Source organism: Pedobacter sp. JY14-1 (assembly GCF_029269825.1).
Classification (GTDB): domain Bacteria; phylum Bacteroidota; class Bacteroidia; order Sphingobacteriales; family Sphingobacteriaceae; genus Pedobacter.
Genome location: NZ_JARJHU010000008.1, coordinates 554,640 through 577,083, shown reverse-complemented (window position 1 = coordinate 577,083; position 22,444 = coordinate 554,640). Strand labels below are relative to the sequence as shown.

23 protein-coding genes are annotated in these 22,444 nt (G+C 49.0%); 14 read left to right on the top strand and 9 right to left on the bottom strand.

Annotated elements, in window-relative coordinates:
* The first annotated feature begins 22 nt into the window (after positions 1-22).
* From P2W84_RS16070 to P2W84_RS16020, 11 genes are read left to right on the top strand one after another with little or no spacing between them, the layout of a single operon-like run.
* Entirely contained in the window at positions 23-526 is a 504-nt protein-coding gene (locus P2W84_RS16070) for an NADH-quinone oxidoreductase subunit I (protein ID WP_276091180.1), read from the top strand.
* Positions 526-1,023 carry an NADH-quinone oxidoreductase subunit J gene (locus P2W84_RS16065; RefSeq protein ID WP_276091179.1) on the top strand — a complete coding sequence of 166 codons (498 nt, stop codon included), beginning with the start codon at positions 526-528 and terminating at the stop codon, positions 1,021-1,023. Before P2W84_RS16070 ends, P2W84_RS16065 begins: the two co-directional genes overlap by 1 nt.
* The gene (gene nuoK, locus P2W84_RS16060) at positions 1,023-1,352 is read left to right on the top strand and encodes an NADH-quinone oxidoreductase subunit NuoK (protein WP_276091178.1); all 330 of its coding nucleotides are present in this window, start codon (positions 1,023-1,025) and stop codon (positions 1,350-1,352) included. Before P2W84_RS16065 ends, nuoK begins: the two co-directional genes overlap by 1 nt.
* A 21-nt stretch (positions 1,353-1,373) precedes the next feature.
* Positions 1,374-3,266, top strand: a complete 1,893-nt coding sequence (nuoL, locus tag P2W84_RS16055) for an NADH-quinone oxidoreductase subunit L (RefSeq protein WP_276091377.1) — start codon at positions 1,374-1,376, stop codon at positions 3,264-3,266.
* A 22-nt stretch (positions 3,267-3,288) separates the two neighbouring features.
* Positions 3,289-4,755 carry an NADH-quinone oxidoreductase subunit M gene (locus P2W84_RS16050; protein ID WP_276091177.1) on the top strand — a complete coding sequence of 489 codons (1,467 nt, stop codon included), beginning with the start codon at positions 3,289-3,291 and terminating at the stop codon, positions 4,753-4,755.
* A gap of 3 nt (positions 4,756-4,758) precedes the next feature.
* Positions 4,759-6,132 (top strand): NADH-quinone oxidoreductase subunit N, encoded by a 1,374-nt coding sequence (locus P2W84_RS16045; RefSeq protein WP_276091176.1) that lies wholly within the window; start codon positions 4,759-4,761, stop codon positions 6,130-6,132.
* Between the two features lie 45 nt (positions 6,133-6,177).
* On the top strand, positions 6,178-6,852 hold the full coding sequence (locus P2W84_RS16040; RefSeq protein ID WP_276091175.1) for a VTT domain-containing protein: 675 nt from the start codon (positions 6,178-6,180) through the stop codon (positions 6,850-6,852).
* Positions 6,845-7,399: an inorganic diphosphatase gene (locus P2W84_RS16035; RefSeq protein WP_276091174.1), complete on the top strand. Its 555-nt coding sequence runs from the start codon at positions 6,845-6,847 to the stop codon at positions 7,397-7,399. The genes P2W84_RS16040 and P2W84_RS16035 overlap by 8 nt, the downstream gene beginning before the upstream one ends.
* Positions 7,399-8,715 carry a hemolysin family protein gene (locus P2W84_RS16030; protein ID WP_276091173.1) on the top strand — a complete coding sequence of 439 codons (1,317 nt, stop codon included), beginning with the start codon at positions 7,399-7,401 and terminating at the stop codon, positions 8,713-8,715. The genes P2W84_RS16035 and P2W84_RS16030 overlap by 1 nt, the downstream gene beginning before the upstream one ends.
* Before the next feature lie 10 nt (positions 8,716-8,725).
* Positions 8,726-9,433 carry a 16S rRNA (uracil(1498)-N(3))-methyltransferase gene (locus tag P2W84_RS16025; protein WP_276091172.1) on the top strand — a complete coding sequence of 236 codons (708 nt, stop codon included), beginning with the start codon at positions 8,726-8,728 and terminating at the stop codon, positions 9,431-9,433.
* Positions 9,430-10,083: a DUF4159 domain-containing protein gene (locus P2W84_RS16020; RefSeq protein ID WP_276091171.1), complete on the top strand. Its 654-nt coding sequence runs from the start codon at positions 9,430-9,432 to the stop codon at positions 10,081-10,083. Before P2W84_RS16025 ends, P2W84_RS16020 begins: the two co-directional genes overlap by 4 nt.
* Positions 10,084-10,108: 25 nt before the next feature.
* On the opposite strand, the gene P2W84_RS16015 is transcribed toward P2W84_RS16020, so the two are convergent.
* A complete protein-coding gene (locus P2W84_RS16015) occupies positions 10,109-11,707 on the bottom strand; it encodes an SUMF1/EgtB/PvdO family nonheme iron enzyme (RefSeq protein ID WP_276091170.1) in 1,599 nt (532 codons plus the stop codon).
* Between the two features lie 100 nt (positions 11,708-11,807).
* Between P2W84_RS16015 and porV the strand changes: the two genes are divergently transcribed.
* Entirely contained in the window at positions 11,808-12,989 is a 1,182-nt protein-coding gene (gene porV / locus P2W84_RS16010) for a type IX secretion system outer membrane channel protein PorV (protein WP_276091169.1), read from the top strand.
* Positions 12,990-13,051: 62 nt separating this feature from the next.
* Positions 13,052-13,531 (top strand): 2-C-methyl-D-erythritol 2,4-cyclodiphosphate synthase, encoded by a 480-nt coding sequence (gene ispF / locus P2W84_RS16005; protein ID WP_276091168.1) that lies wholly within the window; start codon positions 13,052-13,054, stop codon positions 13,529-13,531.
* 13 nt (positions 13,532-13,544) lie between these two features.
* On the opposite strand, the gene P2W84_RS16000 is transcribed toward ispF, so the two are convergent.
* From P2W84_RS16000 to P2W84_RS15965, 8 genes are all read right to left on the bottom strand, one after another.
* Positions 13,545-14,417: a pirin family protein gene (locus tag P2W84_RS16000; protein WP_276091167.1), complete on the bottom strand. Its 873-nt coding sequence runs from the start codon at positions 14,415-14,417 to the stop codon at positions 13,545-13,547.
* Between the two features lie 72 nt (positions 14,418-14,489).
* Positions 14,490-15,020, bottom strand: coding sequence for a YceI family protein (locus P2W84_RS15995; protein ID WP_276091166.1), 531 nt, complete (start codon positions 15,018-15,020; stop codon positions 14,490-14,492).
* 96 nt (positions 15,021-15,116) lie between these two features.
* On the bottom strand, positions 15,117-15,707 hold the full coding sequence (locus P2W84_RS15990; RefSeq protein WP_276091165.1) for a Crp/Fnr family transcriptional regulator: 591 nt from the start codon (positions 15,705-15,707) through the stop codon (positions 15,117-15,119).
* Positions 15,708-15,723: 16 nt separating this feature from the next.
* Positions 15,724-15,882, bottom strand: a complete 159-nt coding sequence (locus P2W84_RS15985) for a FeoB-associated Cys-rich membrane protein (protein WP_276091164.1) — start codon at positions 15,880-15,882, stop codon at positions 15,724-15,726.
* Positions 15,883-15,934: 52 nt separating this feature from the next.
* Positions 15,935-17,122: a hypothetical protein gene (locus P2W84_RS15980; protein ID WP_276091163.1), complete on the bottom strand. Its 1,188-nt coding sequence runs from the start codon at positions 17,120-17,122 to the stop codon at positions 15,935-15,937.
* A gap of 13 nt (positions 17,123-17,135) precedes the next feature.
* Positions 17,136-17,987, bottom strand: a complete 852-nt coding sequence (locus tag P2W84_RS15975) for a GMP synthase (protein ID WP_276091162.1) — start codon at positions 17,985-17,987, stop codon at positions 17,136-17,138.
* Positions 17,988-18,008: 21 nt separating this feature from the next.
* Positions 18,009-19,121: a carboxylate-amine ligase gene (locus tag P2W84_RS15970; RefSeq protein WP_276091161.1), complete on the bottom strand. Its 1,113-nt coding sequence runs from the start codon at positions 19,119-19,121 to the stop codon at positions 18,009-18,011.
* A 56-nt stretch (positions 19,122-19,177) separates the two neighbouring features.
* The gene (locus P2W84_RS15965) at positions 19,178-20,290 is read right to left on the bottom strand and encodes a hypothetical protein (RefSeq protein ID WP_276091160.1); all 1,113 of its coding nucleotides are present in this window, start codon (positions 20,288-20,290) and stop codon (positions 19,178-19,180) included.
* Between the two features lie 283 nt (positions 20,291-20,573).
* Between P2W84_RS15965 and typA the strand changes: the two genes are divergently transcribed.
* Positions 20,574-22,382 (top strand): translational GTPase TypA, encoded by a 1,809-nt coding sequence (typA, locus tag P2W84_RS15960; RefSeq protein ID WP_276091159.1) that lies wholly within the window; start codon positions 20,574-20,576, stop codon positions 22,380-22,382.
* The last annotated feature ends 62 nt before the right edge of the window (positions 22,383-22,444 follow it).

The following is a 22,444-nucleotide window of genomic DNA, read 5'->3' as shown; positions in this document are numbered from 1 at the left end:
GGCGGATAAATTAGGAGGTTTAATGGAACCATTGACCAATAAAAAGAAAGTATTAGAACAGAAACCCTTGTCTTTGGCTGAGCGGATGTACCTTCCTGCAATTGCAAAGGGGTTGTCTGTGACGATCAGCCATTTGTTTAAGAAGGAAGCGACCATCAGGTATCCTGAACAGCAACGGGAATTCTCGACCAACTTCAGGGGTATGCACTCGCTGAAGCGCGATGAAGAAGGAAGGGAGCGCTGTACAGCTTGCGGTCTGTGTGCGTTGTCCTGTCCGGCGGAGGCGATCACGATGATTGCCGGAGAGCGCAAACAGGAAGAGAAGCATTTGTACCGGGAGGAAAAGTATGCTTCAGTTTATGAGATCAATATGTTGCGCTGCATTTTCTGCGGGCTTTGCGAAGAGGCCTGCCCTAAAGAGGCGATTTATCTTGACGGACCGATCGTTCCGGCCGATTATCTGCGTAAGGACTTCATTTACGGCAAGGACAAACTGGTTGAACAACCTTTAAATAAAAATAAGTAATGGGCGCATCGGTATTCTACTTTGTGGCTACCCTCAGCGTGATCTTCTCGCTGCTGGTTATTTTTTCGAAGAACCCGGTACATAGCGTACTTTACCTGATCGTGACCTTTTTCACCTTCACGGTACACTATGTGTTGCTGAATGCGCAGTTCCTGGCTGTGGTGAACTTCATAGTCTATATGGGGGCGATCATGGTGCTTTTTCTGTTTGTACTGATGCTGCTCAACCTGAACAAGGACAATGAGCCTTTGAAATCAAACCTGGTCAAGGTGGTGGGGCTGATTGCCGGCTGCTGCCTGGTGGTGACCCTGGTCGGTTCACTGAAAGCGACCGCGGTCTCTGATCCGGTTTTGCTGAAGAACCCTGATCTGGGCCTGCTGAAGAACCTGGGCAGGGAATTGTTCGGGCCGTTTATGCTGCCATTTGAATTGTCCTCGATCCTGCTGCTTTCAGCAATGGTAGGGGCGGTATTGTTAACTAAAAAGGAGAAAGTATAGTGGAAAACATGACTCATCAATTGCAGGGGGTTCCGCTGAACCATTACCTATGGCTGAGTGCCATTATTTTTACGATCGGTGTGATCGGGGTGCTTACCCGCAGGAATGCGATCGTAATCTTTATGTCGGTGGAACTGATGCTGAACGCAGTGAATCTGTTGCTTACGGCTTTTTCAGTGCACAGTAACGATCCTTCGGGTCAGGTATTTGTATTTTTCATCATGGCGCTTGCTGCCGCAGAGGTTGCGGTTGGTCTGAGTATCATCGTGATGGTCTACCGGAATACTCAGTCTATTGATATCAATGTGTTAAACCGCCTTAAGTGGTGATAAAGTATAGAATATAAGATGATTACAGAATTAGTTTGGCTAGTCCCTTTAATTCCGCTGGTAGGTTTTATCATTAATGGACTCGGGAGGAACACCTTCTCGAAAGGCCTGACCGGTTTTATCGGAAGTGCCGCTGTTTTTATTTCATTTGCCATCAGCCTGGGCATTTTCTCTGAACTGTCAGGTTCGGCTGAGAAATCAAAGGAGATTTTTCTTTTTAACTGGATCAATGCAGGTAACTTGCATATCCCGCTTTCTTTTCTGGTAGATCCGCTGAGCGCAATTATGCTGCTGATCGTTACCGGTGTAGGTTTCCTGATCCATATTTACTCGGCAGGGTATATGCATGATGACGCGGGTTTCGGGAAGTTTTTTGCTTACCTCAACCTGTTCATCTTCTTTATGCTGTTGCTTGTACTGGGATCGAATTATATTGTGATGTTCATCGGATGGGAAGGTGTCGGCCTTTGTTCTTATTTGCTGATCGGCTTCTGGTATACAAACAGCAGCTATGCCTCGGCCGCAAAGAAGGCTTTTGTAATGAACCGTATCGGTGATCTCGGTTTTTTACTGGGCGTATTCCTGATCTTTACCACTTTTGGAAGCGTGGAATTTGCGAAGATCTTCCCTCAGGCTGCGGAGATGTTGCCTGGCAACGCTGTAATTGCACTGATTGCTTTGCTACTTTTCATCGGTGCCTGCGGTAAATCTGCGCAGCTGCCGTTGTTTACCTGGCTTCCGGACGCGATGGCGGGACCGACCCCTGTTTCGGCGCTGATCCATGCAGCAACGATGGTGACAGCCGGTATTTATATGATCGCCAGATCCAACCTGCTGTTTGATCTGGCTCCGGTAGTGCAACATGTGATTGCTATTGTAGGTCTGGCTACGGCGCTGATGGCGGCGATTATCGCACTTACACAGACTGATATCAAAAAGGTACTGGCTTATTCTACGGTATCCCAGCTGGGCTATATGTTCCTTGGATTGGGTGTCGGCGCTTATAATGGTGCATTTTTCCATGTAATTACCCATGCTTTCTTTAAGGCTCTATTGTTTCTCTGCGCGGGCTCGGTAATCCATGCGCTCCACCACGAGCAGGATATGCGCCATATGGGTGGTTTACGTAAGAAATTGCCGGTTACTTTCCTGACTATGCTTGTCGGTACTATTGCTATAGCCGGACTGCCACCTTTCTCGGGCTTCTTTTCAAAGGACGAGATACTGGCACATGTTTATGCCCACAGTAAAGTGATGTGGGGAATCGCAACTTTTGGTGCATTCCTGACGGCTTTTTATATGTTCAGGATGCTGTTCCTGACTTTTTACGGAAATTACCGGGGTACACACCATGCCGAGGAGAAGATCCACGAATCGCCTAAGTCGATGACAATCCCATTGATCGTTCTTGCGGTACTTTCCGCTATTGGCGGTGCAATCGGGGTACCTGAGGTATTGGGAGGAAGCCATTGGCTGTCACACTGGTTAGCACCGGTGATCCGCCATGCAGGCGAAGCGCCGGACCATGCCACTGAATATGCTTTAATGGGTGTGTCGGTATTGGGCGTACTGGTTTCTGTGGTTATCGCTTATGGCAAATATGTGAAGAGGAATCATGTACCTGTACCAGATGAGGCTGGCCGGTCGTTCCTGGCCAATCTCTCTTATCGTAAGTTCTACCTGGATGAGTTGTATGATACAGTTATCCGTAAACCGCTGGATGCACTTTCTGGATTCCTGTACAAGATCGTCGACAAGAAACTGATTGATGGCCTTGTAAACGGTCTTGGCTGGGGTACGTCAGAGGCTGGAAAAGGCATCAGGCTGCTGCAGTCGGGAAATGTTGGCTTCTACATTTTTATGATGGTGATTGGTATCGTCTCACTGTTGTTGTACACTTATTTATCGATATAAAAGCACGTTCAAGAAAATATAAATGGAACACCTTTTACTACTTCTTTTATTCATACCGCTGGCCGGAGCCCTGATCACGGCATGCTTTGGCGGGGCAGCCAAGTATATTGCGCTTGTTTCCTCATTGGTGTCTTTAGTGCTGGCTTTGGTGACTGCAGTTAATTTTGTGCCGGATTCAAGTGTGCAGTTTGGTGTAAACTGTCCCTGGATAACACAACTGGGGATTAATTTCCATGTAGGTATCGATGGCATAAGTATCATTACCGTCTTGCTGACCAATGTACTGGTCCCGCTGATTGTCCTGTCTGGTTTTCCGCACGATTATAAGAGCCAGCCGGCCTTTTATGCCCTGATCCTTTTTATGCAGAGCGGTTTGTTACTGGTGTTCACAGCACTGGATGCTTTTCTGTTCTATATCGGCTGGGAAGCTGCGCTGATCCCTGTTTACTTTATTTGTGCCATATGGGGCGGAAAGGACCGCATCAGGGTCAATATGAAGTTCTTTGTATATACAGTAGCGGGTTCTCTCTTTATGTTATTGGGCATCATTTACCTTTACCTGCAAAATCCGGCGAAGAACTTCGATATTAATGCATTTTATGCGCTCAATCTGGATCCGGTTCAGCAATCCTGGATATTCTGGGCTTTCTTTATTGCCTTTGCGATCAAGATGCCGGTGTTTCCTTTTCATACCTGGCAGCCTGATACCTATACTGAGGCGCCTGCGACCGGAACGATGTTGTTATCGGGAATTATGCTTAAAATGGGTATTTATGGGGTGATCAGATGGATACTGCCTATTGTGCCTGCAGGCGTACAGGACTGGGGACACTTGGCCATTATTCTTTCTGTAACGGGAATTATATATGCCTCGGTGATCGCTTTCACGCAAAGGAATGCGAAGCGGCTGGTGGCTTATTCTTCCATTGCGCACGTGGGTCTCATCAGCGCAGGCATCTTTGCACTGAATGTACAGTCTCTGCAAGGTGTCATGATACAGATGCTCAGCCACGGGGTCAATGTAGTTGGTCTATTCTTCGTTCTGGATATCGTTTTCCGGAGACTAAAAACCAATACGATTGCCGATTTAGGCGGAATCGCTACACACGCACCTCAGCTCGCTATCACTGCACTGATCATTGTACTGGGTACGGTCGCACTTCCGGGAACCAATGGCTTTATCGGCGAGTTCCTGCTGTTAATGGGTGTGTATCAATATAATATCTGGTTTGCTGTGTTCGCAGGCCTCACCATTATTTTTGGTGCGGTTTATATGTTGAGGATGTACCAGCAGGTGATGCTGGGCAAGACCAATGCGCTGACCTCGACAATCACAGATATCGCAGGCCCGGAAAAAATCGTCCTCTTTACAGTTTGTGCGCTGATCATTGTACTGGGCGTTTACCCAAAACCGGTACTTGGATTGTCGGAGGCGGCAGTACAGCATCTAATCGAACAAGTAACCCAAAAATTAACATCGGTAAATTAAGCAATGAACATCATCATAACGATTGCAGTTACAGCTCTTGTAGTACTTTATGCAGGTTTGTTTAAGGCAAAGAAGGCACTGCTGCCCATTACGGTCATCGGCTTACTCGGGGCGCTGGCATTTGCCGTATGTTCCTGGAATACAAACCAGGTTTATTACGGCATGATGCATATGGATAATTTTGCCCTGGCATTTTCATTCGTCACCATTATCGGTACCCTGTTTATATTCCTGCTTACCCAGAATTATTTTACCCGCGACAGCGAACATGTCGCAGAATATTTTACGCTGATCCTTTTTGCCCTGGCAGGGATCATCATCATGCTTTCCTATTCGAATATGTCCATGCTGTTCATTGGCCTGGAGATCATGTCGGTAAGTTTATATATCCTGGCGGGCATCCGCAAGGGAGATTTTGCATCAAATGAGGCCTCGTTGAAGTATTTCCTGATGGGTGCATTCTCTACCGGTTTCCTCCTGTTCGGCATTGCGCTGATCTACGGGGCAACGGGATCTTTTGACCTGGAAACGATCAACCAATACCTGGTTAATAACTACAGCACCATCTCGCCATTGTTTTACCCGGGAGTAATCCTTTTGCTTATCGGCCTGAGCTTTAAGATCGGTGCCGCGCCTTTCCACTTCTGGACCCCGGACGTTTATGAAGGTGCTCCTACGCTGATCACCACCTTTATGTCCACCGTAGTGAAGACTGCCGGCTTTGCCGCTTTTCTGCGGCTTTTTGCGGGCACTTTTGCTCCGCTGCATGATTTCTGGCTGCCGCCGCTGATGATCGTAGTTTGCCTTACCCTGTTCATTGGTAACGTTACTGCGCTTTTCCAGAAGAACTTTAAGCGAATGCTGGCTTATTCCAGTATATCTCATGCAGGTTACCTGTTGTTTTCGCTGGTGTCGTTAACCTCAGCATCCTCCAATAATGTACTGGTATATGCGGCTGCCTATACTTTTGCCAGTATCATTGCATTTGCGGTGCTGATCCTGGTCAAGCAAAAAACAGGAAACGATCATTTCGACAGCTTCAATGGTCTTGCAAAGCGTAACCCATTGACTGCACTTGCACTGACTATCGCGATGTTATCGCTGGCGGGCATCCCGCTCACGGCAGGATTTATCGGTAAATACCTGATGTTCCTGAATGCGATGAATGGCTACCAGGTATATCTGGTTGCTTTTGCTATACTTAATGCCCTGGTAGGTTTTTACTACTATTTCAGGGTCATTATCGCCATGTACTTTAAGGAAGGTAATGAACTGGTACTGGAGACTCCTGTGCAATACCGGGCCGTATTGCTGATATCTGCAGCAGTAACTGTTTTCCTGGGCGTGTATCCGGCCGTAATTTTAGGACTGATATAAAGTTTTCTGTTGATAATTATTTGTAGTTTTACGAATAATTGAACTATGCAAGACTTCTGGTCCTCTTTACAACAGGTTATCGATCCCGAGAAATTACTTAGAGAGGGCGGGTTCTACGTAGTTTTATTCGTCATATTTGCCGAGACGGGTCTTTTCTTCGGATTCTTCCTTCCCGGTGATTACCTGCTTTTCCTGGCTGGCATGTTTGTGGCCACCGGGAAGCTTGATGTCAATATCTACCTGCTCATACTCGGACTGTGCATCGCTGCGATACTCGGCAACTTCACGGGATACTGGTTTGGCCGGAAGACAGGACCGGTCCTGTACGATCGCAAGGATTCCCTGTTCTTCAAAAAGCGCTATCTTAAGGCTGCGGAAGAATATTATCATAAGCAAGGTGCATTTGCCCTGATTATGGGTAGATTTGTTCCCATCGTCCGTACATTTGCACCGATTTTTGCGGGAGTAGTCAAACTGGATTTTAAAAAGTTTGCATTATATAATATTAGTGGCGCATTATTGTGGATAGCTTCACTAACTTTGCTTGGGTATTTTCTTGGCAAAAGATTTGAAAAGGAGATAAACGACTATTTACTGTATATAATTGTAGGATTTATTGCAATTACAACGGTTCCATTGGTATACACCTTTGTGAAGAACCGGGTACAGAAACCAAACGAGGAAGAAAAAATAAAAATTGAACATAACGAAAATGAATAATTACGAGAGTCACCCTTGGCACAGCGTATCCCCTGGCGATAACATTCCTGAAACTGTAAATGCGATTATTGAAATTCCTAAAGGATCAAAGGCCAAATACGAAATAGACAAGGATTCCAACCTGATCAAGCTTGACAGGGTACTTTTTTCCTCCGTGATGTACCCGGCCAACTATGGCTTTATCCCCCAGACTTATTGCGATGACAATGACCCGCTGGATATACTCGTACTTTGTTCAGTTGATGTATACCCGCTTTCCCTTATAGAGGCAAAAGTAATTGGTGTAATGCACATGGTAGATAACGGAGAACAGGATGACAAGATCATCGCCGTTGCGAAGAATGATATGTCAGTAAACTACATCAATGATCTTGCTGATCTGCCGCCACATACCATGAAGGAAATCGCCAAGTTTTTCCAGGATTATAAGGCTTTGGAGGAGAAGAAAGTGACCATCGAGCATTTGCTCGGGGTGCGCTATGCCCATAAGGTCATACAGGAAAGTCTTAAGCTGTATGATGAAAAGTTCAGACATAATCATTCTTAATGGAAGGTTTTAAAATATTCTTAACGTTTTTCTTAGTAGCGCTCAATGGCTTTTTCGTTGCGGCTGAATTTGCCATTGTGAAAGTCAGGGCATCCCAGATTGAGATCAAGGCAAAGTCAGGCAGCAGGGTCGCCAACATTGCAAAATTTATCACGCAGCACCTTGACGGATACCTGGCAGCAACACAGCTTGGTATTACCCTCGCGTCACTGGGTCTTGGTTGGGTGGGTGAGTCTGTTATGCACACGATAGTGCATAATCTGCTGATCAATTTTAACCTTCCCGAGGTTTATATCACTTCAATCTCAACGATCATCGCGTTTTTGTTTATTACCATCATGCATATCGTTTTCGGGGAGCTTGCCCCGAAGTCTATCGCCATACAGCGTCCGGTGGCAACTACCCTTTTTATATCGCTTCCGTTGCAGGGCTTTTATGTAGTGTTCCGTCCGTTCATCTGGATTCTTAACGGCTTTGCCAATGTGATCCTGAAGATCTTTGGTATTTCCAATGTGGGCGGACATGAGTCTGTGCACAGTACTGAGGAGCTGTATTATCTGCTTGACCAGGGTAAGGAAAGCGGAGCGCTGGACACCAACGAGCACGAACTCATTAAGAACGTATTTGATTTTAATGAGCGTGTTGTAAAGAATATCATGGTACCAAGGACGAAGATTTCCGGTATAGAACTTTCCTCGGCTAAAGAAGAGGTCATTGAAGCCATCATCGGTGAGGGATATTCACGTATGCCTGTTTATGATGATGTCATCGATAAAATCGTGGGTATTGTCCATGCCAAGGACATTCTGCCCTTACTGGCCGGAAACAATGAATGGGCACTTAGTGACATTATCCGCAAGCCTTATTTTGTCCCTGAGACCAAGAAGATCAATGACTTGCTGAGCGAGCTTCAGCAAAAGCGCATCCAGATTGCTATTGTGCTTGACGAATTTGGCGGTACAGCCGGAATGGTTACCCTGGAAGACATTGTTGAGGAGATCGTAGGTGAAATTCAGGACGAATATGATGAAGAAAAGCCGATCGTGGAAAAGGTATCTGAAACGGAATTTATCGTCAACGCATTCGCTACGGTTTACGATGTGAACGAGCACCTGCCGCATGATCTGCCGGAAGACGAGGATTTCGACACCGTAGGTGGCCTGGTATCCCATGCATTCGGGAAGATCCCGGAAGTAGGTGATAGTGAAGAATGTTATGGCTATCTGTTTACCATTCTTAAAAAGACGGAACAGAATATAGAAACCGTCAAGCTTGAACTGGTGATCCATAAAGACGATATGGTAGATAACCGCTAAGACCTGCGGCATGCATGTTTTTTATACCCCAGACATCCGGTCCGAAGAATACCTCCTGAACGAAGAGGAAAGCAGGCATTGTATGAAAGTCCTTCGGCTCGGTGTAGGGGCGGAGGTTCACCTTATTGACGGCCGGGGCGGCCTTTATAAGGCAAGAATTATTGAAGAAAGCAAGAAGAATGTCCGGCTGGCCATCATTGAAACTACCCTCGAATACCATAAAAGACAACACTACCTGCACATTGCAGTGGCCCCGACCAAGAACATTGACCGGCTGGAATGGTTCCTGGAGAAAGCCACGGAGATCGGCATCGACGAGGTCACTCCTGTGATCTGCGACCGGTCCGAACGGAAAATTGTCAAGGATGACCGGCTCAACAAGATCATTACTTCCGCTGTTAAACAGTCTTTACAAGCATATCATCCAAAACTCAACGCAGCCACTGACCTGGATGCCTTTTTGAAGAAACAAGGTGTTGCCTCAGAAAGAATGATCGCTCACTGTCTCGAGGACCAGCCGAGAAATTACATAAGGGATATCACACAGCCCGGACAGCATTATACCTTGCTGATAGGTCCTGAGGGAGATTTTACGCAACAGGAGATTGATCAGGCTTTGCGTACCGGCTACAAACCCGTAACTTTAGGCGAAAACAGGCTAAGGACGGAAACCGCCGCTCTTGCTGCCTGTTTGGAGATCAATTTCCTGAACAGATGAAAGCCGGTTCTATACTCATTGCATTTTTTTTTCTGCTGACCAGTTTCAGGACGCCAACCTACAGACTGGCAAAGATCAAATATAGCGGCGGTGGCGACTGGTATGCCAACCGAACGGCTCTGCCTAACCTTATCGACTTCTGCAATAAAAACCTTAAAACAAATATAGCCCCCCAGGAAGCTGTTATAGAGGCAGGCAGTTCCGAACTGTTCGGCTATCCTTTTGCTTACCTTACAGGGCATGGAAATGTTGTTTTCAGCAGCGCAGAGGCTGTAAACCTCAGGAAATATCTTACCGGAGGCGGCTTTCTGCATATTGACGACAATTATGGACTCGATAAATTCATCCGCAGGGAGATGAAAAAGGTTTTTCCCGAACTCGAATTTACAGAACTTCCTGCCGACCATGCCATTTACAGGCAAAAATACAGGTTCCCAAACGGCCTTCCAAAGATCCATGAACACGATGGCAAACGCCCCCAGGGTTTTGCGCTGATATGGCAGGGCCGTATTGTTTGCTATTACACTTATGAATGTGATCTGGGCAATGGTTGGGAAGATGCCGGCACCTATCCTGAAGACACACCCGAAAAACGCCAGGAGGCCTTGAAAATGGGGGCAAACCTGATTCAATACGCACTAACTCAATAGTGTATCCCAGATAAAAATCTCCAGCCTATCTGGATTTAAACGCCCTGGCCGCTTTTGGTTTGAATTGAGGCTTACCACTGGAGCGAATTTCCGATGCGCCCAGCATGGTCATTGCACAGCGGAAACCAATATCCGCAGTAGACTGATCCTGCTGCAGGAACCTGCGCGTCGCCGGGTTCAACCACACCGCCTGATCGTCCCAGGAGCCACCCTTATATACCCTGGATTTGTTAGTAATCAGCGTGGTCTCTCCATAAAGCTCATTTTCGGGGTCCCTGTAGCCACGTTGGTCGGCATAGGTGTTCTTTGCAATCAGTGAATCTGAAACCGCAGCTGTCGCACTGGCTGCTGCAGCCTGTTTTTCGGCCCAGGTCTGTTTTCTTGGCGTTACCGCAGGTACCATTACTGGCTGGTTGTGTTTGTCCTTTTCAATTCTTCCGGTAGTCGCATCTGCCATTTTCTTGTCCAGATAGAAGTTGCCGCGATAAGGATTAAAAGCATCCGCTGCTTCGAAAGTCTTTGCCCTGTATACATCAGCCACCCATTCGTTTACATTGCCCGCCATATTGTACAGGCCAAAATCATTCGGCATGTAAGACCGTACCGGTACGGTAAGACTGCCTTTATCGTTCAGGGAACCGCCAACGCCCATATAATCGCCTTTGGTACGTTTAAAGTTGGCCATGATCAGGCCCCTGGTACGTTTCTTTGCCGAACTGATACCAAGCCCGTCCCATGGATAGATTTTGTTCTGGCTGATGTTCTCATATTCTGTATTGCCAACCAGCCCCAGAGCAGCATACTCCCATTCTGCTTCAGTAGGTAACCGGTAGGGTTGTTTGAGGATACCGTCTTCCAGACGGACATTGCGGGTAGCCCCTTTGGCTCCGTTGGTATTGGCTCCCGCGGTTGCCGAAGGGTTCAGGTCTTTCATGGCCCGTTTACCCTTATCATCATATTGCCCGTTCAGATAGATATCCGTATTGAATGGTTCTGTCGGCCGCGCGGTATTTGCCGTTGCACCAGCTTTATTTGTACCGTTCAAATCCCTGAAAGAAGTCATATAGCCCTTTTCACGCAATAAGAGTTCATTTACACGGTCCGTCCTCCAGGAGCAATACCTTTCAGCCTGCTCCCAGGTCACACCCACCACAGGATAATCCTGATAAGCCGGGTGTCTCAGGTAATTGTCAACATAGGGTTCGTTATAGGAAAGCGGCCTGCGCCATACCAGCGTATCCGGCAGTTCGTTGTAGTAGTATTCGTAATCCGTCGGGTAGTTTGTACGTATCCAGTTCAGGTATTCCAGCCAGTTCGTGTTAGATACCTCCGTCTCGTCCATATAGAAGGAAGATACCGTGGTCTCCCGCTTATGGTTATATTCACTCAGCTCCTGTCCCGGAATATTAATGGCACTGCCACTCATGACGAAGACACCGCCTTCAATTTCAACCAGTCCCGGTCCCGGTCCCCTTTTGAATTTATTGTTTACCTGAAACCCACCATATTCTTTCTTGTTGTAGGCAAGTCCCGTCTTATCCGATTTGCCGGAGTTCGTCTTGCAGGACACCAGCGATGCCGCCAGTACCAGGGACGCAAGTGAATATAAGTATGTTTTTTTCATTGGTTCGTGCACATAGTTACTCTAATCGTTAAAACTACGTAAAAAAGAAACACGTGCAAAAAAAACTTTACTAACTTGCACGCAGCATTCCACAGCGCAAATGAATCCAAAGCCTATTTTAAAGCTGATTGCAGCCTTATTTCTGCTGACCGTTCCACTGGCACGGACATCTGCGCAGACAGTCGGGCAAGGTACTCAGACCAATGGTAGCGGACCCAATAATATCGTCACTGCTGTACCGTTTCTGCTCATTACCCCCGATGCCCGGACAGCAGGTATGGGTGATGCCGGAGTCGCTACCCAACCCGATGCAAACTCGGCCAGCAATAACCCCGCTAAACTGGCCTTTCTCGGACAGTCTTATGGGTTTTCAGCATCCTACAGCCCCTGGTTGAAGAACCTGGTGCCCGATATCAGCCTCACTTACCTCAGCGGATTCTTTAAGACCAGCGAAAACAGCACTCTGGCCAGTTCCCTCAGGTTCTTTTCCCTGGGAGAGATCCAATATGTAGACATCAATCAGCAGGATCTGGGGATTTACAGTCCCAATGAACTGGCCTTAGACATTACCTATGCAAAACGTTTCGGCGACAGCTTTTCGCTGGGCACAGCATTAAGGTACATCTATTCCAATCTCTTTTCCGGCCAGTTTGCTGCCGCCCAGGAAACGCATGCTGCCTCCGCAGTCGCGGCAGATATCTCTGCATATTATAAAAAACCTGCCGTCATCTTTGGTACTGATGCCGTCGTTTCCGCAGGGATCAACCTATCCAACATCGGGACCAAGGTTAATTACGTCAGTTCAGGCGGGAGCAGCAATTTTCTGCCCGGAAACCTGCGGCTCGGCGGGGCAACGACATTCCTGGTAGACGACTTCAGTCAGTTTACCTTTGCGTTAGACCTGAGCAAATTGCTGGTACCCACCCAACCCCTTTACGACAGTCAGGGCAGGATCATTGCCGGGAAGGACCCAAACCGCTCGGTTCCGGCCGGTATCCTGGGTTCCTTTAGCGATGCACCGGGTGGTTTCGGCGAAGAACTCCGGGAAATCAATATTTCCACCGGAATAGAATACTGGTATAATCAGCAGTTTGCCTTCCGCGCAGGTTATTTCTATGAGACGCCGTCAAAAGGCAACCGTCGCTACTTTACAGCCGGGGCCGGCCTGAAATATAACATCTTTAACATCGATTTTTCCTACCTTATGGCCAATGCGCAGAAAAGTGCCCTGGCCAATACACTGCGTTTTACTTTGCTGTTCAATTTCGGAGATACGAAATGAGTGCGGGCGTAGGATGAAAGGATAAATGGGAGAGACACAAAACAACATTAAAAAACAAAGAAATGAAGATAAAAGTAGGATTTGGGTTCGATGTTCACCAGCTTAAAGATCAGCATCCTTTTTTTGTCGGTGGTGTGCAGCTCGAACACCATAAAGGGGCCTACGGCCACTCCGATGCAGATGTGCTCCTTCATGCCATCTGCGACGCCCTGCTTGGTGCCGCCAACCTGCGTGACATCGGTTTTCACTTTAAGAATACCGATCCCCGCTGGAAGGGCATCAGCAGCCTGATACTACTGGAAGAAACCCGGAAACTCATTCTGGAAAAAGGTTGGGAGATTGGCAATATCGACGCCATGCTGTGCCTTGAAGCTCCCAAGATCAACCCGCATATCCCCGCGATGCAGGAGCATATAGCTGCTGCTCTGGGTATTTCTGCAGATGACATCTCGATCAAAGCCACAACTAATGAACAGATGGGCTTTATCGGAAGGGAAGAAGGCGTAGTCGCCTACGCCGTTTGTCTACTGCAAAAGTACTAGGACCAGTCATCTTTCATTCCAGGTAGCCAAACCTGCCCTCGTTGTAATCCGCAAGTGCCTGTTGTAATTCTTCCTGTGTGTTCATCAGGAAAGGGCCATACTGCGCCACCGGCTCATTGATCGGCTCCCCGCTCAGGATGAGTACCACGCTGTCTTCCAATGCTTCTATGCTGATCTCGGCACCGTCATGTTCGAAATAGGCAAACTGCCCGGAAGTGGCTTCTGTTGTCCCGTTTATGCGGATGCTCCCCGCTATGACGAGCATACCCGTGTTATCACTGAACGGAAAATTAAACCCTGTCAGCGCAGCCTTTTTCAGGCGCGCATTGAACACATGCAACGGAGAAAATGTACGTGCACCGCCCTGAATACCTTTATATTCGCCCGCAATGATTTCCACTTCGCCCAAACCATCCGCAAGCGTGTACCGGGGCAGCTCAGATCCTTTCAGGCCCTGGTAGCCCGGTTCCGTCATCTTATACCGGGCAGGCAGGTTTACCCACAGCTGTACCATCTGGAACGGTCCGCCACGCATGCTGTATCCCTGTTCGTGATACTCCTTATGCAAAATGCCGCGGCCGGCCGTCATCCATTGCACATCCCCCGGATAGATTACTCCGCTGTTGCCCGCACTGTCATGGTGGGCCACTGCGCCCTGGTAAGCGATCGTAACCGTTTCGAATCCGCGGTGCGGGTGCACCCCCACACCTCTCGGTTGCTCACGGGCAGAAAATACCGTCGTTGCGTTATAATCCAGCAGGTAAAAAGGGCTCATCTGCAACCTGCGGTTGCCAGGAAAAAAATTATGTACCCTGAATCCGTCACCCACCATATGAGGTGCCGGCGGATCAAATACCGCCGACACATTTTTAACTTTTGTTTCCATTCTTATTTACCTTTCATGCACATGCCGCCTGCCGGCCACTTTCCGGTATACTTTGCCACCGGCTGTCAAACCTTAAGGCTGTTTTACGAACTGCAGCTCCGCCGCAATTTTTACCTCTTCACTCACCATTACGCCGCCGGTTTCCAGCGCAGCGTTCCAGGTCAGGCCAAAATCCGTTCTGTTGATCTTTCCGTTCAGGGTGAAGCCCGCTTTTGTATTTCCCCATGGATCCGTAGCAATTCCGCCAAACTCTGCATTCAGTTTCACCGCCTTAGTTACGCCCTTAATGGTCAGGTCACCTTTCAGTACATAATCATCGCCGTCCTTTTCCATACCTGAAGACTTAAAGCCAATTACAGGAAACTGTTCTGCGTCAAAGAAATCCGCACTTTTCAGGTGGTTGTCCCTGTCACCATTGCCTGTGTCGATAGAAGCCGTTTCCGCCTCGAAGGTCACCTGGGCGTCTTGAAAGTCATCACCCTCAGTAACAATCGTTGCGTTAAAGATTTTCAGGCTGCCGGTCACCGTAGTGATCATCAGGTGTTTTACCTTAAACTGTAATTCACTGTGTGCCGGGTCAAGAGACCAATGTGTAGTTGCCATATTTTTGTGTTTTAATTTAAATGATCTTTCTGTTAACAACACAAAGTTAGGCCAGGAGTTTTGGCTGGTTATTGACCTATGTTAAGAAATGGATGCTTACTTTTTAAAATGCTTATGCGCCAGGTCTTTTCTTACCCTGCTCAACGATTCCGGGGTAATACCCAGGTAAGAAGCGATCATCCACTGAGGTACCCGCAGGGTCAGGTTCGGATACAATTTGATAAAATCCAGGTACCGCTCCTCTGCTGTCGCACTCAGCAGCATATTGATCCTTTTCTGCATAAAGCGGATGGCATTGTTCAGCATCTTGCTGTTCAGGTCATTGATGCAGGGGACCACTTTTGCCGCCTCGTTCATGAAGTCCTTCGGCAGCACTACCGCTTTCGTCGCCTCGATGGCATCCAGGAAGAACTCCGACTCCTCATTAAATAAAATACCGTTGCGTTCTGAAAGCCACCATTGTTCAGGAGCAAACTGGATGATATGCGTTTTGCCTTTACTGTCAATGGAATAACTTCGCAGCAAGCCCTCAAGTATGAAGTACACATGGGAAGAGACCTCACCCTTCATCAGGATCATTTCTCCCTTGTCAAATTCCCTGATCTTCAGTTTATCCGAAATAAGACCAAACTGCTCGTCCGTTAGGGCTACCTTTTTCTGTAAATAGTCTTTGAACAGTCCGAGCATAACGTATCGTTAAAATCTATTTCTTTTCCGGGTTGATGCCGGAGAAGTCAACTCCGCATTTGCAATTGCTGCCACAGCCGTCTTTCTTAGGCGTCAGGGAACGGTACACCATACGGCCGATGTAAAACAACGCACCCGCAAAGAGCAAAATGACCAATAGTGTCTGAATGTCCATATACACAAATTTAATAAAGCACCGGAGCGCACTGGTCTTTCAAATGTAATAATTACCGTTGCAATAAGCCAACGGAGCCACCCACCCAGTCCAGATCGCGGTTATAGTCTACTCCGATCATCTTTCCCCGGCTCATTCTCACCAGATTGATGCACAACTGCGGCTGTCCGCCATCAGGCCAGAGGTACATCAGCCTGATCTCTGCCTTAACGCCGCCCGCGGGCGTATGGATCACCGGGGCGTAGTCCACCTTCCGTTGCAGGATCCACTGCTCCGGGTGCGCAAGCTTCCTGAGGTCATCCGCCCGTACCTCCAGCTGTACTCCCGATCCGGCAAAAGAGAATAAGGGTTTGAGTATGTAATTTTCCAGATCAGCCGGAAAATGTCGAAGCTCGTTTACAAAATGCGCTGCCGGGACAAATTCTCCCTTTAGGAAAGGTAGTGTATACTTGCTGACCCTATAAAACCAGTTGGGATGCGTAGCCCATTCCACATCCAGGTCCGTTCTTGGGTCAAAGCCCCACAACAGCTCCGGGCGCCCTTCCAGTTCATTAAAGATCAGCCGGTTATAGATCCGCTTCAACCGCACCTTTTCACCCTCTGCATTGCGGTAATATAAACACCGCCCTTCCCTGATAATATCCGAAAAGCTCAGTATCGGTATGCCCAGCATTCTTTGTGTGAGCAGAAAGTCCACATAGGTTTTCTGGGCAGGCGCATCCAGATCCATGAGTGCTACCTCATGAGGTGCGTGCCGGCCGACAATTACATCCCGCAGCAAGGACTGGTAAGTCTCGGGGGTCAGCCCCCCAAAAAAAGGGGTAAGGCCCTGGTTAAGTTCATATACCTGCCCATAAAGTGCTGCCAGGTAGGGCTGAAGGCCATACAAGGAAGGAAAGCCCTGCAATTCGATCAATCTGGGACATAAAGTACCCGTTATGTCTCTGCATACCGCAAAGTCGAGGCAGAGAAAATGCGGATGTTCGTTTTCTCCCGGTACCCGCCATCGTTCGGATACCGCCCGCTCAGTTATCGTCCTGAAATTAGGCTTGCAGATCAGGGCAAGTACTTCTTCACCCGCCTGTACAAGCTTTTTCTCCAGGTCGGCAGGGATAAACACCGGTGTTTCCGCTACCCGGAAAGCCACAGGGCCGAGGTCCTGCTGTAATCCTTCCAGCAGCCGTCCGTACAACTCTGGCCGGAACCGCTCATTGAACAGTGTACGCAGGGCTCTTACCATCTGCAATCCTTTCTCATGGTTCCGCCTCCTGCAGCGCATTCAGTGCATTATCCAGAAAATTAGGCAGCAGCAGGCTTTGTGTCAGTTCCAGCTTGCGCGGATCATCCAGGCTGTCCAGCATTTCCTGGTATTTGGCTATACCGTGGTTTTCCGTCACCAGCCGCCTCTTTTCATCCTGAAGCAGATAGCTGCGCATGCCCGCTGCACCAGCTTCAGGATGAAACTGCGTACCGGCAATCTCCGGCGTAAAGCGTACGGCCATAATGCACCGCTCCAGATCTACATGGGGGCGTTCCTTCTCCAGGGCCAATATCCTTGGCTGCCCGCCCGATATTTGCTCAGCCAGGCCGTTTTTTGTGGTCAGCACCTGCCAGTCTCTGCTGTCAACGGCAAAGAACGGATCAGGCAGCTCCGCAAACAGCTCATCTTCCCGGCCTTCGGAAGTCATGGATACGGGAAAGATGCCGAATGCTGTAGAACGCCTGCGGCAAACTATACCGAAGCCAAACTTGCGGCAGGCCAGCTGAAAAGAATGGCAGATCAGCAGCACATATTTCTTCTGCCCGGATGATGTTCCCTCGTCCGTTCGCTGGTTATGCTGTACGATTCCTTCCAGTAAGTCAAAAAAGTCCTGCTCCCAGCGCATGCCTGCACCCTCGAAAGGATCGCCGGGACCACCGCTGGAAATGTAAATATCATAACCCAGGTCGGGGCATTCACCCTTGGTTCTCAGGTCAAAGACATCGTAAGACAGTGCCGGATGGCCAATGTCACGGCTCCGGGCATAGCATTTCAGGGTTTCCCGTATCGCCCCAAGACCAAGGTTTGGTGCACCGTTGTTCATATCAATAACCGCTATTCTCATTTGTGTTTTCCCGACCAGCGCTTAATTTGCCGGTTGATCATCCCGGAAGGTTTCAGCAACAATATAATCTACTACAGCTTCAAAATTACCATTTTGTTCATAAACGGCCAGCTGCCGGTCGGCACCGGTTCCCTGCTGCATGATCTTCTGCACGTAGTCGATCTCCCTGCGGCAGCCCAGTCCGTCCACCACATCATCAATAAAGTCCAGGAGTTCCAGTATCAGGTTCCGGCAGTTCACCTCCATCTCCTTGCCAAAATCGATCAGGCTGCCGTCAATACCATACCTCGCCGCACGCCACTTGTTCTCATTGATCAGCGCCCTGGAATAACTGATAAAATTCAGATTCTGCAGGCGCAGCTTGTATAGTTTCGCGCACAGACACTGAAAGAGCGCCACCAGCGCCATCGTTTCGTCCACCAGCATCGGGCAGTCGCAGACCCGGAATTCTATCGTCTCATAAAAAGGATGCACACGGATGTCCCACCAGATCTTCTTCGCATTGTCGATACAGTTGGTCTTGATCAGCAACTTCACATAATTGTCATAGTCCTCAATGCTGTTGAATACATCCGGTATCCCCGTTCTGGGAAATTTATCGAAAACCTTGGTGCGGAAAGATTTATATCCTGTATTCCTGCCCTCCCAGAAAGGCGAGTTTGTGGACAGGGCAAATACATGAGGCAGGAAATACCGAACCTGGTTGGCGATATTGATCGCCATTTCCCGGGACTGAAAGCCCACATGCACATGCAGCCCGAAGATCAGGTTAGACCGTGCGGCATCCTGCAGTTCGTTCACGATCTCATTATAGCGCGGATGTTCCGTGATCAGCTGCCGCTCCCATTTTGAAAAGGGATGGGTTCCCGCTGCCCCTATCGTCAGCCCAATATCCCCCGCAAGTTCCGCAACGGTGCGGCGCAACTGCCAGATCTCCTGCCTGGCCTCCTCGGTATTCCGGCAGATACCCGTACCTACCTCTACAACTGCCTGGTGCATTTCGGCTTTTACCTGGTCTTTGTGTATTTTCTGGGCTGCTTCCACAATCTTTTGCTCATGCGAAGCCAGCTCCCTTGTCGAAGGATCAATGACCATGTACTCTTCCTCGACGCCGAGCGTAAATTCGTTCCTCATATCTGGTTATGCGGCAACTGGTGCTGCCGCTCTTTTTTTCACTTCCCGGCTCAGGATTACACACTGCCCTTGCTTCTGGCCGTTGCCTTTTTAGGCTTTGCCATCTTCGTGGCCCGTACCGGCATCACCGGTGCATTCTCCGCACTCATCAGCGATACCGCCTCGGCTTTTACAGATGCATAGACCTCCAAGTCCCTTACTTCGGCAAAGCCTGTTCCTGCAGAGGCGCGCAGGTACTCGCCCCAGTGGAGGTTGTCCCGTTCCGCTGACTGCGCTTCAGCCCTTTCCAGTGCATAGCTCGCTGTGGTCTCCACTAGCCACTCAAACAACGCTGTCCCCAGCAATTCAGGTTCCGCCGCCGGTACCGGTTCACAGCCGTTCACCAGGTACGGGATATCTTCCCTTACGGCAAACTCGAGCATATTCACTTCATAGCCCAGGTAACGGGTCAACTGCAGTGCATAGCCTTCTATTCGTTCCAGCAAGGCTGCATCAGCCTGGCCATCCGTCTGGTAGCGCAGGTACAAGGGGTTCCTGCGGTCATAAGCCACAGTACGCAGATACCGGCCTCCTATACAGAAGCAGCGGTAATACTGTTCTGCACGTATTTCTTCCTGTAGCAACATCACCTGCTGCCCCGTCCTGCCATGCTGTTCAAAGAACGACTCCCGGTCGGGGAGCCACTGCGCCTTTTTGCCGGCGGGTCCTTCCGCTGTACCTTCCCCGTCAAAAACTTTCATGTAAGCCGGAAAACCAATATACGCAAAAATCGCTTCCCAATCCATAGGAAAAGCCAGGTTGCTGAAAGAGGCATCCGAGGTGCCGGCCGGCTTGTCGTAAGAGGGCAGCAAAGTCGTTCCCGGTACCGGAATGCCCAGTTTCCCGGCCAGCGCCAGGGTAAAGAAATAGTCTCCCGTGCCGTTCAGAAATGGATTGCCGATTACAGCTGTCCCGGTTACCGCTGCGTTTTTTAGCAGCGCGCGGTAAAAGGGTACATCCCCGGAGATACGGTCGACCACCACGGCATAATCCATTGGCCTGCCGGCCATGACTTTATCTATGTTTACGGCCTCCGCAACCGTACTGCCTTCAGCGATCCTGTTGATACGCGCGATCAGCGCCTCCGGGAAGCTGCGCTCCCGGCCGAACAAAACTCCTATTTTCTTCATAAGCCCTTGTAATGGTCATTATTCCAGTGAAACCCGGAATCCTTTCCGGTATGCTGACAACAATTAAAGGGTGTTAAAAGTTCCTGCGGCAGGCACGTTGTTCTTCAAAAATTCAACGTCAACAAGTTTCCACACAGGCTGAACCCACATTTTCTGTAACAAACGTGGGTTCAGCGTGGGTTGACTGTGGGTGGAACGTGGGTCGGGACAGAAGCAGAACACTGCTAACCGGTTGATTAATAAAAATTAAACCGTATCTTTGCGCCAAATTTGTAAGCATTTCATGCAGAAACTTCGGAACATCGCTATCATAGCACACGTTGACCACGGTAAAACTACGTTGGTTGACAAGATTTTACACTCCTGCGCCATCTTCAGGGACAACGAACAGACAGGAGAACTGATCCTCGACAACAATGACCTGGAACGTGAGCGTGGTATTACCATCGTCTCCAAAAACGTTTCGGTACGTTATAAAGATGTAAAGATCAACATCATCGACACCCCGGGCCACGCCGACTTTGGCGGAGAGGTAGAGCGGGTGCTCAAAATGGCCGACGGCGTGCTGCTGCTTTGTGATGCTTTCGAGGGTGCGATGCCGCAGACCCGTTTCGTGACGCAGAAAGCCCTTTCACTGGGCCTGAAGCCGATCGTGGTGGTCAACAAGGTAGACAAGGAAAACTGCCGTCCGGAGGAAGTGTATGAGCAGATCTTTGAACTTTTCTTTAACCTCGAGGCGACCGAGGATCAGCTGGACTTCCCGGTAATCTACGGATCGTCTAAACAGGGCTGGATGAGCACCGACTGGAAAGTACCAACAACAGATATCTTCCCGCTGCTTGATGCGGTGGTTGCCAATATTCCTGCAGCACCGATCAATGACGGTACGCTGCAGATGCAGATCACTTCGCTTGATTATTCTTCTTTCGTAGGCCGTATCGCCATCGGAAGGGTACACAGGGGCAGTATCAGGGAAAACCAGCCGGTTACGCTGATCAAGCGTGACGGGAAAATGGTGAAATCCAGGGTAAAGGAACTGTATACCTTCGAAGGACTGGGCAAGGTGAAAGCTACAGAGGTGAGATCGGGCGATATCTGTGCGGTGGTCGGTATCGAAGGTTTCGAGATCGGCGATACCATTGCGGATTTCGACGCACCGGAGCAACTGCCGGTAATCAAGATCGACGAGCCGACGATGAACATGTTGTTCACGATCAACAACTCGCCGTTCTTCGGCAAGGAAGGAAAATTCGTGACTTCACAACGGGTGAAGGAACGTTTATACAAGGAAATGGAGAAAAACCTGGCACTGAAGGTGGTAGAGACGGAATCTCCGGATGCCTATCTGGTTTACGGAAGAGGTATCCTGCACTTGTCGGTACTCATTGAGACCATGCGCCGCGAAGGCTATGAGATCCAGGTTGGCCAGCCACAGGTTATCGTTAAGGAAATTGACGGGGTGAAATGCGAGCCGGTAGAGACACTGATCGTAGACGTTCCGGGTGATGTGGCCGGTAAGGTGATCGAGCTGGTGACCCAGCGTAAGGGTGAACTGCTGATCATGGAGCCTAAAGGCGACCTGCAGCACCTGGAATTCGAGATTCCTTCGCGCGGTATCATCGGACTGCGTAACAATGTACTGACCGCTACCGCTGGTGAAGCGATCATGGCACACCGTTTCAAAGCTTACGAGCCATGGAAAGGGGTAATCCCGGGCCGTATGAACGGAGTCTTGGTTTCAATGGAGAAAGGTACGACTACCGCTTATTCGATCGATAAGCTGCAGGACAGAGGCCGTTTCTTTGTCGATCCGGGTGTGGATATTTATGAAGGCCAGATCCTGGGTGAGCACATTCGTGATAACGACCTGGTGATCAATATCGTAAAAGGCAAGCAGCTGACCAACATGCGGGCATCAGGAAGCGACGACAATACACGTATCGCGCCGGCGATCAAGTTTTCGCTGGAAGAAGCGATGGAATATATCCAGGCTGACGAATATATCGAGGTAACGCCGCAAAGTATGCGTCTGCGTAAGATCTACCTGACGGAGAACGAGCGTAAGATCAACGCGAAGAAGTTTCAGAGCTAAGCCGTCATTCAGAAATTGATATTAAAAGGCCCTGTAAAACAGGGCCTTTTTTGTTGATATTT